Raw genomic sequence first — 10,254 nt, forward strand, 5'->3', positions numbered from 1 at the left:
CTGCATCGGTCGCAGGACAACCTGGCGTTAGTGCCAAGGCCACGCGTACGGTGGACGTCACGATGAACGACACCATGCGATTCTCGCCCGACGCGATCCCGGTGAAAGCGGGTGACACCATCCGGTTTCAGGTACGCAATGCCGGGATGATCGAGCACGAGATGGTGATCGGCACGACGGCCGAACTGAAAGAGCATGCAAAAATGATGCGGGAGATGGCCGGCGAAAAGCACGCTGCCCCGAACAAGCTCACGCTCGCACCGGGCGCACAGGGAACTCTCGTCTGGCGGTTTGAAAAGCCTGGAACGGTCGATTTCGCCTGCCTGGTGCCCGGCCACTTCGAAGCCGGTATGGTCGGCAAGGTCGTTGTGAGAAAATAGCGCGGCACGCGACTAACCACTCCCGCCAAACTGACCGATGGCCTCCAACCTGTGATGACGACAGGCATGGAGGCCGTTCTTGTTTCTCGACAGGCTAGCGACCGATGTACTCGTTGGTCGCCTCGCGCTGGGCGGCCTGCATCTTCTCTGGCCAGGTGCTTTTGATGTAGGCCAGTACTGCAACGATGTCCTCGTCTGACATCGACGACTTGAAGGCCGGCATGTCGCTGACATAATTGCTCGGCGCAGAGACGCCTGGTACCAATCCATTCTTCGTGAGCGAGAACAGTATCGCGTCCGCATGGTGCCAGGTATGGCCTGACGCGTCGTGTGGTGGGGCCGGCAGCCGCCCACTTGGCAGCCTATCGCGCCAGTTCGGCTGCCCTTCCAGTTTGGCACCGTGGCACGCCGCACATGCCTGCGCATATAGCTGCCTGCCTCGCTCCACCCGCTGTAAATCCGATGTGTCGATGCGCAATTCACGCCCACTCCGTGCCCGATCGGGGATTTGCGGTGTCTCCAGATAGCGTTTGGCCTGCAGCGCGATGACCGTCGCGGCGACGGTACCTAACCCCAGGAGGCCGATGATCCTCCAGCGCGGCTTGTTGGATTCTTCCATGCAGCATTGTCTGGCGGCATTGGTGCCGCCAGCTCTGATTTCTTTAATCTTGGGAGAAGGGCTTGCCCTGGAAATCCACCGTGACCAGGCCGCCGTTCAGCTTGCCCATGCCCGGTGCGTTGGTCGGCATGCCAGGCACTGCGACGCCCTTGACTGCGCGATTGGCCACCAGTTTCTGGATAGCGGAGGCCGGCACATGCCCCTCAATGACCTGGCCGCTAGTTTCCAGCACGGCGGTGTGGCAGGAACTGAATGAGGCCGGCACCCCAAGCCGCGTCTTTACCGAGGTCACATCCGTCGAGTTGATCACCTTGGGGGGGAAGCCGGCTTGATTGATGTGCTTCACCCACTCTTCGCAACAACCGCAGTTAGGATCCTTATAGACCGTCATGGCAGGCGCCGCGGCATACGACGCGGCACTTCCTGCCAGGATGGCAGCGGCAAACAGGTATTTCATTAAAATATTCCTTGTACAGAACTTGCAACAACGATCGGCTCGCGTCAGACAGCCGTCCGCCTGAGCCTCAGCGCGTTGGAAATCACCGATGCGGAACTCAGGCTCATCGCGAGCGCCGCAATCATGGGGGACAGCAGCAACCCGGTAAACGGGTACAGGACGCCAGCGGCCAAGGGCACGCCAAGCGCGTTATAGACAAAGGCAAATGCCAGGTTTTGCTTCATGTTACGGATCGTCGCTTCCGAGAGGTTTCGGGCCCGGGCGATGCCGCGCAAATCGCCCTTGACCAGGGTAACCTGGGCGCTGTTCATTGCAACATCGGTCCCGGTGCCCATGGCGATACCCACATCGGCCTTGGCCAGTGCAGGTGCGTCATTGATCCCGTCACCCGCCATGGCCACCACGTCGCCAGCGTCCTGCAGTTGCGTCACCAACGCAAGCTTGTCGGCGGGCTTCACTTCCCCACGGAACTCGTCAATGTTCAGATTGGTGGCCACCGCTTTCGCTGTGGCGAGGCCATCACCGGTGGCCATGATCACGCGGATACCCTCGTCCCGCAGACTCTGCAACGCTTCTGGTGTCGAGTGCTTGATAGGGTCCGACACGGCAAGTAGCCCAGCCAGCGTGCCGTCAACGGACAGATACATGACGCTCGCTCCCTGTGCGCGCAGGTCCTCGGCTTGCGCACGCAACGGCTCAACCTGGACACGCTCCTCCTCCATGAGCGCCGTGTTGCCAATGGCCAGCCTTTCCCCCCCCACTTTGCCTCGAACGCCAATCCCTGTGCTTGATTCAAAATTTTCTGCCTTCTCCAGGGTCAACCCTGCATCCCGTGCGGCGGAAACCAGCGCGGCGGCTAGCGGATGCTCGCTCCCTTGGTCAAGACTTGCGGCGAGCCACAGCACCTCTTCGTCGCCATAGCCGTTGATCCCCACAGATCGCGCAAAGGCGGGTCGGCCCTCGGTCAATGTACCGGTCTTGTCCACAATCAGTGCGGTAACCTTGCGAAGGTTTTCGATCGCCGCCGCATCCCGAAATAGCACGCCGTTCGCAGCACCCTTACCGCTTGCGACCATGATGGACATCGGCGTGGCCAATCCAAGCGCGCATGGGCACGCGATAATCAGCACGGCGACCGCGTTGATCAGGCCAAATACCCAACTCGGCTCGGGGCCGAAGAGTCCCCACGCGAGAAACGTGGCCGCCGCCACACCAATGACTGCGAGCACGAATACCCCAGCAACGCGATCCGCCATGCGCTGCATCGGCGCCTTCGACCGCTGTGCCTGGGCAACCATCTGGACGATCTGGGACAACATGGTCTGCGCACCGACCTTCTCCGACCGAATGATCAGGCTGCCCGAAGTGTTGATCGTCGCGCCAATGACGTGGTCACCCGCGCGCTTTGAAACCGGCATCGGCTCGCCCGTAATCATCGATTCGTCGATGGAGCTGCTACCTTCCGTGACGACGCCGTCCACGGGTACTTTTTCGCCGGGCCGGACCCGCAACAGGTCTCCCACGTGAACGTGGGTCAGGGCCACATCCTCCTCTTGTCCGTCGGGGCTAATGCGCCGGGCTGTTTTCGGAGCGAGCCCGAGCAGCGATTTGATTGCGGCGGAGGTCTGCGAGCGCGCCTTGAGCTCAAGAAGCTGCCCGAGCAGGGTGAGCGAGATGATGACCGCGGCGGCCTCAAAATACACGCCAATACGCCCATGCGCGGCGAACGCGGGCGGGAAAACGCCCGGCGCAATCGTCGCCACCACGCTATAGATATAGGCAGCACCAGTTCCCAGCCCAATCAGGGTCCACATGTTCGGACTGCGATTGACGAACGATTGCAGGCAGCGTTCGAAAAATGGCCAGCCCGCCCACAGGACGACCGGCGTCGCCAGAACAAACTCCATCCAGCTTTGCATGTCGGGTGACATCAAGCCCAGCCGAGACCCGAACATCGCGAGTACAAAGACGACTGCGGTCAGCGGCAGCGTCCACCAGAAGCGGCGTCGAAAATCCGTCAGCTCTGGATTTTCGCCGTCCTCGATATCCGGCAACAGCGGCTCCAGCGCCATCCCGCACTTCGGGCAGTTCCCGGGACGATCCCGACGAATCTCCGGGTGCATTGGGCACGTGTAGATGGTCCCTTCCGGCGCGGCAACCGGTTCCGTGGTATCAGAGGTCTTCACCCCCACATACTTCGCCGGCTCCTGCAGAAACTTCTGATGGCAGGAGTTGCTGCAAAAGTAATACTGCTTGCCATCGTGTTCGGCTCGGAATTTTGACTCCGTCGATACGGCCATTCCACACACCGGATCTTTCAAGTCGGCCTCGGACGCGCGATTGCCATCGCATTGCGAGCTATGCCCGGCATGCGAATGGTCATGATGCGCGTCATGATCGCCTGGCGACGCTCCGCCGTGCGCAGAGTGCTCGTGTGGCGGGAGCGGGCTACGGTCATTCATTGTGCGACTCCTGTATTCCGACGCGCTGTTCGTTTGCCTCGTTACCTCTCGCCGAGGATGAATTCCGGTGACGCCCGGCGTGATGGAAATGCATCAACGGGCACAGCAACACTAGCCCAAAAGGCAACATCGATGCAAGCCGCTTCCAGTCCGAGGCAGCGAAAGCGAGCGCGACGATCGACACGGCCCCAAGAGCAAGCCCCGCAATCGCACGCCGGTTGAACCCGGTCTTCGACCCAGCATCCTGTACTACGTGGGAATCCATGACGTCACCTTTCAGACAATTAGCCAAGCCACGACCCGACAACGCTAACTCGATACACCATAATCCTTCCCGCCATGGGAAGGTCAAGTTCGCTTGCGATCGTTTTGGCGCACAGTATTCCGGGTCCGCGGTGATACACTGCCCGGCAAAAAAGTGACGCCATGACAGACACCACCCGAACCCTCATCGAACGCTGGAAATCCGATCCAAGCGGCACCTATCAAACCTGGTTCCTCTGGCCTAAACGCCTCAAGAATTTCAGATCCATCCGGCGCGGGATCGGCGCCGTCGTCGAGGAAATTCACGCAGGCACCTTTGGCAATGCGTACCGAGGATCGTCGCTGGAGACCGTTGTCGCTTCGGTTGCCGAACAGCGGCAGATCTTCAAGGGTGCCGATCACGCGTTTCTCTGGAAGCCGAAACTGCGCATTCCCGATATTTACGAGAACGCCGACAACCAGCGTGCGTTCGCAAGGTTGCTTCACACGTGCAATTGTTGCGATACCGAAGCAGAGATGCTCACCGCGATCCAGCGACTGAGCGGCGTGGGGATCAAAGGCCTCGGCCCCGCCGTCGCCAACCTGCTCTATTTTATCCACCCCACCCTGCTTCCACCGTTCAATACAGCGATCGTGAACGGCTACAACGCCCTGACCGGTGCGGCAGTCAAGCTGGGCAAGTGGGATCACTACCTTGCGATGCGCGATCGCATCCTGGCGCTCAATCATCGCTATCGTGATGTCCTTTCCAATGATCTTGGCGCGCTGGCCGGCCTGTTATTTGACGTCGGCACAGGGCGTTATCCCGCTCCGCCATGCAACGATCTGCCCGGCGAGGTCAGCGCGTGGGAAGACGATCTGGCCAAGGTCAGGGAACAGGCGTCCGCACTCGCCAAGCAGATCCAGGCAGACAAACTTGAAGATGCCACGCATACCGAAGTCCAAGGCTGGCTAAGAGATCTCGGGAAGTCGCTCGGCTACGCGGTTTGGATCGCGACCAACGACCGGGGGCGCGAATACAATGGCGAGCCCCTTAGTCTTGGGTGTTTGTCCGCCTTACCGGCGACGCTGCTCGTCTCGGGCGGTGAGACGGTCCCGCTGATCGACGCGGTCTGGCTGGATCCCGCAACCCTTGAGGTGGCCGCCGCGTTCGAGGTCGAGCATTCGACATCGATCTACTCCGGCATCGTGCGGCTGCTGGATCTTGCCCTGGGCACCAGTCAATCCGCCACCAAACATCTATTCCTCGTGGCGCCAGATAACCGCGAAGCGGAAGTCCGTGCGCAACTCAGCCGGCCGGCATTCAGCCGTGTCGCGGAACTCAACATGCGATACGTCCCATACTCCAGCCTTCGCGAGCATCGGGAGAACATCGCACGCTTTGGCATGGGCATCAAGCCGATCGAGGCGATCGCCAAATCCTTGTAGTTCGCGCTTCACGGCCGGCGGGGCTCCAGAATGCACAACGCCCATGGACGACACCGAGCCTTATTCGGTGCGCCATGGGCGCGTGCCGTCTCAGCCAGGACCTTGACGATCAAGCGCCGTCAGAGAACGTATCGCGGGTTCCGATGGAATGTCCGCCGTCGGTGAACGGGTCACGCGTGCCCATCGAATGCGCACCATCCGTGAACGGATCGCGCCCCCCCATCGAGTGGCCGCCATCAGTATAGGGATCGCGCGGGGAAGTTACCCCGGCGTTCGCGACTCCTGCCGTTCCACCAAGCGTGGCGACTGCCAGCACCAGCAGGACACTCTTCTTCAGCGTTTTCATCGCAATCTCCAAGAGGTTGGGTTCAGCGAACCGTTGATATACAGCTTACGTGACGGTTGCCGACCCCAGCCTGACCGGAACATGACAAAACAGACAGGTGCGCTGTTGGCACTGTCGCCGGGTCAACCGCCGATGTAGAGTTCGCTCTGCTCGATGTACACCCAGACGCCCTGGCCACCAGGCAATTCCGGGAAGAGCACGTTGAGGGCAACGGCCTTGTTACGGTCCAACTGCGCAAAAGCGAAAGTGATCTCGCTCGCCCCACTCTTGAACGTTACGGTCTCGCCCGAATCGACATTCACATACTTCAGGCCCGGCGCAACGTCGACGACGCGCGAGGTGCTTCCCGCCGGCGCCTCGCTGCCGAACAGGGAAGCCTCCGGACCGGGCTTGATAGCGGACAACGAAGAGAGACCGGCTCTGGCGCCATGATCATGCTGTGCAGCCACTTGAATCTGGGCCTGCTGTGACCACCCGGCTGGGTTGGTGGATTCGAGTTTGTCAGCGCTCCATGCAACGGAGGTTGCGAGAAGTGCGGCGACGCCGAGCATGAACGACGCGATCGAGGGCTTTTGAGATGTCATGATGTTCTCCTTATAAGTTTCGGGCCTAACCCTTGCCAACGATGTTAGCCATCCAGCCCATACGAACACCTTACCCACCCGTTACAACTCGGAAAGCTCCGCGAATAGCGCAACCGAGATTGTCAGCGTTGCGTTAGCCTTCCAGACGCTTACGCCAAAGCCTCGCGTCACGATGCATCGTGACCTGTTCCGACGGGCTAGTGGCACCGATGCGATGCCCATCTCAGACCGAAGGACGAGAACCTTTTTTTGCTGCTTCAACATGCTTATGGCTTGCCCCACCCCAATTTCCCTGTCACCGCCTTACGCTCTTATCGAGTGGCTGCGGTCCCTGCCATCGGCCGTTAGCCGTGAACTGCTCCAGGACGCCGTCTCGCCGATGGCTTCATACATGCCAGGCCTCCTCGGAAGTGCGGGAGAACCTGACGTCGACGCGCTGTCGAGCTGGCTACGTAGCAGCAACGACGAACTGCCTGTCGTCACCTGGTCCAAGGTCGTCGCCCTGCGAGCCCATTTGCAGTGTTTGCTGGCGGAGCGCGGCAAAGACGCGTGGTGGGCGCACAGACGCGAAGGCCTGCAGCGAGCTCTGGATGAATTGACGATCGGCAGCAAAGACGGGCATCCTGCCCGATTGCCGGCGGAGCTCCAGTTCTACCTCGCGTCGCTAGCCGCCGAGAGAAGAATCTGGGCGGATGCCATTCGCCAGTGGTACGGCCTGTGTGCGACACAGTTGTCCGACTCCGCGCTCGCGAAATGGGTAATCGCTGAAGATCGCCGCCGATTTGCAGCTCCTCGCAACGAGACCTAGTTCACCCCAAAGCTTTCTGCAGTTGTAATGGGAGGGTCATCTGTAGGTTCGGTTGGCCGGACTAGACTGACATTGTCGAATTGCTAGGGCGTATCGCGCCCCCGACCGTCGTGCCCATTGCGTTCCGGCACACGCGCAGACGATCCTTGTCCAAAGGGGGACCGGATCATATTGAATAGAACTCAACAGGAGGCAACTCATGAAACGCACCACTGCGGCCCTGTTCGCTCTCATGGTCTCGATCATCGGTATCGGCAGCGCCATTGCAGAAACCGCGCGCAATGCTGAGCGTGGACAGATTCATCGACCGAGGGATCCGTACACGGACGGCGCCAAAGCCGCGGACTTCGATGTGTACGGCGGTGGTGCAACGATTGAGCATCGCGTGGGAGAAGACATCGCGAAATAGCCCATCCAGGAATGCAGCGAAGATGCCAGCCTCGCGGCGTCTGACTTGTACGAACACAGGACACGATATCGGCCCACTCCTCCACTGGCCCTCGTCTTCGCATCGCTGGGTCCGATATCCTTGAAATCTGCCGTTCCCCCGGTGGAACCCTTAGCGGTTGCTTCGATCTGGGCAACCGCTCTTTTTTTTGCGAAACGATCCTCCAGACGACTGGGGACTGGGGACTGGGGACTGGGGACTGGCACAGCATCGACCTATCGACAGGTATCGCTACGAACGCCGAGCTACGAGCTGTGACCGGCAGGGGCCGCCGACACGGCCGCCCGGTTGCGCTTTCTCAAACTGTTGGACAGGTTGTGCCGCCACCTGGTCCTCGTTGACCTGCGTGCAGCCAACCCTGTTGCGGAGCTGATGTTGGCCGACCAATGGCTTCAGGACGATCCCGAGTGCCTCTACCTCTCCGAGGAAGTGGATGCACGCCTGCAGGAATTCGTACAACCACTAAGCGGCGACAACCCCACGCAACTGCGATGCCGCGCGATCGTTGCATTTTTTCTCGGCACGGGTGTCACTGCCGGCGAGGGTAGAATGACCCGCGTGCAAGACCTGCTCCCCGACGCGGCGCCCCTCTATTTGCATGTGCCGGCGAAATCCCAGAAATTGCCTCGCACCATCGACCTTGAGTCCTTTTCCGTCGCGCCGTTGTCAGCATGGCTGGCCATCCGCCGCAAGGCACCCGTCTATGGCGACCTGCTGTTCACCCTAAAGCGCACCGGCACCCCCATCACGTACATGAGTCTTGGGAAGATCGTACGCGAGGCCTTCGATGCCATCGGCTTCGACGTGGTGGATATGAGCCCGCGGATTCTACGCAACACGTACTGCCGACGCGCCCTCCTCCAGGGGCTGCGGCGTGACGAAATCACGCGACGCCTCGGACTATCGAGCAATCGGACAGCGGACCGCCTCGCCCAGACCATCCGCCGATAGCATGCTGAGCTTGCGCTTTTCGCGGATGGCGTGATCTTCCTGAATTGAGCGCGCCTGCACCGCGAAGCAACGTCAAAGGAAATCCGCGATTGGCCGCATCCTAGCGCTCGCCACCAAGCCGCTACCGGCATCGAGCTGCAAGCCGATAGGCCCAGGGGCACATTGCCGCGCCTGAGCTTAACAGGATCGTAACGCGCGCATCATGCTTGCGTGAGGCACGGGAAACTACAGTGTTCGCAGGCTGGAGAAGCCGTGCATAAGCGCGGCAAAGAAAACCATGATGATCCGACGATGCATACTAATGGCCGCTGCCGGGGCCTTGTTGGCCTCGCATGCCATGGCGCAGGCCGCCCCGGCCTCACCATACAGCTTGAGCGTGGCTGTGCTGCCGAGCAGATCCGAGGCGTGCAGCCACGTGGCGCCCCACACGGTGAAGACGTGCAGCGATGGCGCGAACGCGGGAAGATACCTGTCGTCTTCTGATGGCGCCCCGCTGTAGCCGCGCCGTGGTAACCGAATCACCGGGGCTGTGCTTCGTTATGTCATCTCTAGCTGAGATGGCAAGAGGTGACCGGCCAAGCCTGACATCCGGGCTGTCTGTCATTGAGATGCTTCGCGACTCCAGCCACACTGCCTCGTGCTCCTGCGGCGCTACGGACACATCAGCGACCAGCCGCCTCACCGCGGCATCCCGGCTATCCGGCCCGCAATAGTGGATCCGACGGATGACAAGGCAAGGAGACCTTGCCGCGCATTCACAAGCGGTGCTGATACATCGCCTTCAGCGTGATGCCCGCCGCAGGAAGGTAACTCGTGTTGTTGCCGTTACCAGCAGTTGGCTGTAGAGCGGATAGTAGTAGCAGTTCAGAAGGTTATGAATCCCGACCGCCACGATGGCATGACATATTCGTCAAGACGTTTTTAAATTCTATACCGTCAATAATTTCCGGAATACGGCAATGTCTCTATGAATGTGTACAAAAAAAGGACCACCGATATGGTGGCCTCAAGCTCTCTTGTTGTTAGCAAGGGAGTGTCGATCTTGAAGAATTCGATTAGAACTTGTGACGTACGCCGATGACCGCGCCAACCTGGTTCTTGCCCGGCGCGACACTGGTAGGTGCACCCGAAAGCGAGTTGTAGCCGTTCAGGCCGAGCTGCGAGCCATTCTTGTTCCTCGCATAGGCCACGTTCATATAGACGTCCGTGCGCTTCGAGAAGGCATAGTCGGCCGACGCCACGAACATGAGCGGATCGGCACTGGAGTTGCGCGTATCCGTGTAGTAGGCAGCGCCCGTCAGGCTCAGCGCCGGCGTCATGCTGTAGCGCAGACCGGCCCAGTACAGGTTAGCCCCGCTGGCAGCCAGCGTGCCGGCGTTACCATTGAACCAGCGATACCCCAGGAAGGCCTTCGCGGGACCGAATGCATAACTCGCACCCACCAACGCGCGACGGTCCTTTCGTTCGTCCGTTGCCACAGTCGAGCCGCGGAACTCGTCATAGACCG

13 protein-coding genes are annotated in these 10,254 nt (G+C 60.4%); 5 read left to right on the plus strand and 8 right to left on the minus strand.

Annotation, left to right across the window (positions count from 1 at the left end; all coding sequences use genetic code 11):
• Positions 1-380: cupredoxin family protein (locus F7R19_RS28830; RefSeq protein WP_150982911.1), on the plus strand; the 380-nt coding region annotated here is incomplete at its 5' end.
• A gap of 94 nt (positions 381-474) precedes the next feature.
• Here the strand turns inward: F7R19_RS28830 and F7R19_RS28835 are convergent.
• From F7R19_RS28835 to F7R19_RS30545, 4 genes are read right to left on the minus strand one after another with little or no spacing between them, the layout of a single operon-like run.
• The gene (locus tag F7R19_RS28835) at positions 475-999 is read right to left on the minus strand and encodes a c-type cytochrome (protein WP_011229400.1); all 525 of its coding nucleotides are present in this window, start codon (positions 997-999) and stop codon (positions 475-477) included.
• A gap of 43 nt (positions 1,000-1,042) precedes the next feature.
• Positions 1,043-1,456 carry a DUF411 domain-containing protein gene (locus F7R19_RS28840; RefSeq protein WP_011229399.1) on the minus strand — a complete coding sequence of 138 codons (414 nt, stop codon included), beginning with the start codon at positions 1,454-1,456 and terminating at the stop codon, positions 1,043-1,045.
• A gap of 44 nt (positions 1,457-1,500) precedes the next feature.
• Positions 1,501-3,918 carry a heavy metal translocating P-type ATPase gene (locus tag F7R19_RS28845; protein WP_150982912.1) on the minus strand — a complete coding sequence of 806 codons (2,418 nt, stop codon included), beginning with the start codon at positions 3,916-3,918 and terminating at the stop codon, positions 1,501-1,503.
• The gene (locus F7R19_RS30545; RefSeq protein ID WP_008652085.1) at positions 3,911-4,183 is read right to left on the minus strand and encodes a DUF2933 domain-containing protein; all 273 of its coding nucleotides are present in this window, start codon (positions 4,181-4,183) and stop codon (positions 3,911-3,913) included. The genes F7R19_RS28845 and F7R19_RS30545 overlap by 8 nt, the downstream gene beginning before the upstream one ends.
• Before the next feature lie 161 nt (positions 4,184-4,344).
• On the opposite strand from F7R19_RS30545, the gene F7R19_RS28855 reads away from it, so the two are divergent.
• The gene (locus tag F7R19_RS28855; protein WP_008652084.1) at positions 4,345-5,610 is read left to right on the plus strand and encodes a hypothetical protein; all 1,266 of its coding nucleotides are present in this window, start codon (positions 4,345-4,347) and stop codon (positions 5,608-5,610) included.
• A 109-nt stretch (positions 5,611-5,719) separates the two neighbouring features.
• Here F7R19_RS28855 and F7R19_RS28860 read toward each other — a convergent pair whose 3' ends face one another.
• Positions 5,720-5,956: a hypothetical protein gene (locus F7R19_RS28860; protein ID WP_008652083.1), complete on the minus strand. Its 237-nt coding sequence runs from the start codon at positions 5,954-5,956 to the stop codon at positions 5,720-5,722.
• Between the two features lie 122 nt (positions 5,957-6,078).
• Positions 6,079-6,540, minus strand: coding sequence for a CzcE family metal-binding protein (locus F7R19_RS28865; RefSeq protein WP_011229397.1), 462 nt, complete (start codon positions 6,538-6,540; stop codon positions 6,079-6,081).
• A 391-nt stretch (positions 6,541-6,931) separates the two neighbouring features.
• Between F7R19_RS28865 and F7R19_RS28870 the strand changes: the two genes are divergently transcribed.
• The 3 genes from F7R19_RS28870 (at position 6,932) to F7R19_RS28880 (ending at position 8,747) form a co-directional block, all read left to right on the plus strand.
• Positions 6,932-7,348, plus strand: a complete 417-nt coding sequence (locus tag F7R19_RS28870; protein WP_223277382.1) for a copper resistance protein CopE — start codon at positions 6,932-6,934, stop codon at positions 7,346-7,348.
• 199 nt (positions 7,349-7,547) lie between these two features.
• Positions 7,548-7,757, plus strand: coding sequence for a hypothetical protein (locus F7R19_RS28875; protein ID WP_008642736.1), 210 nt, complete (start codon positions 7,548-7,550; stop codon positions 7,755-7,757).
• 411 nt (positions 7,758-8,168) lie between these two features.
• On the plus strand, positions 8,169-8,747 hold the full coding sequence (locus F7R19_RS28880; protein ID WP_223277383.1) for a site-specific integrase: 579 nt from the start codon (positions 8,169-8,171) through the stop codon (positions 8,745-8,747).
• Positions 8,748-8,972: 225 nt separating this feature from the next.
• Here the strand turns inward: F7R19_RS28880 and F7R19_RS28885 are convergent, their stop codons facing one another.
• Both F7R19_RS28885 and F7R19_RS28890 read right to left on the minus strand, forming a co-directional pair.
• Positions 8,973-9,269, minus strand: coding sequence for a hypothetical protein (locus tag F7R19_RS28885; RefSeq protein ID WP_008642731.1), 297 nt, complete (start codon positions 9,267-9,269; stop codon positions 8,973-8,975).
• Positions 9,270-9,802: 533 nt separating this feature from the next.
• Positions 9,803-10,254: porin (locus tag F7R19_RS28890; protein ID WP_150982913.1), on the minus strand; the 452-nt coding region annotated here is incomplete at its 5' end.

Origin of the sequence: Cupriavidus pauculus (assembly GCF_008801835.1) — a bacterium.
Lineage (GTDB): Bacteria > Pseudomonadota > Gammaproteobacteria > Burkholderiales > Burkholderiaceae > Cupriavidus > Cupriavidus pauculus.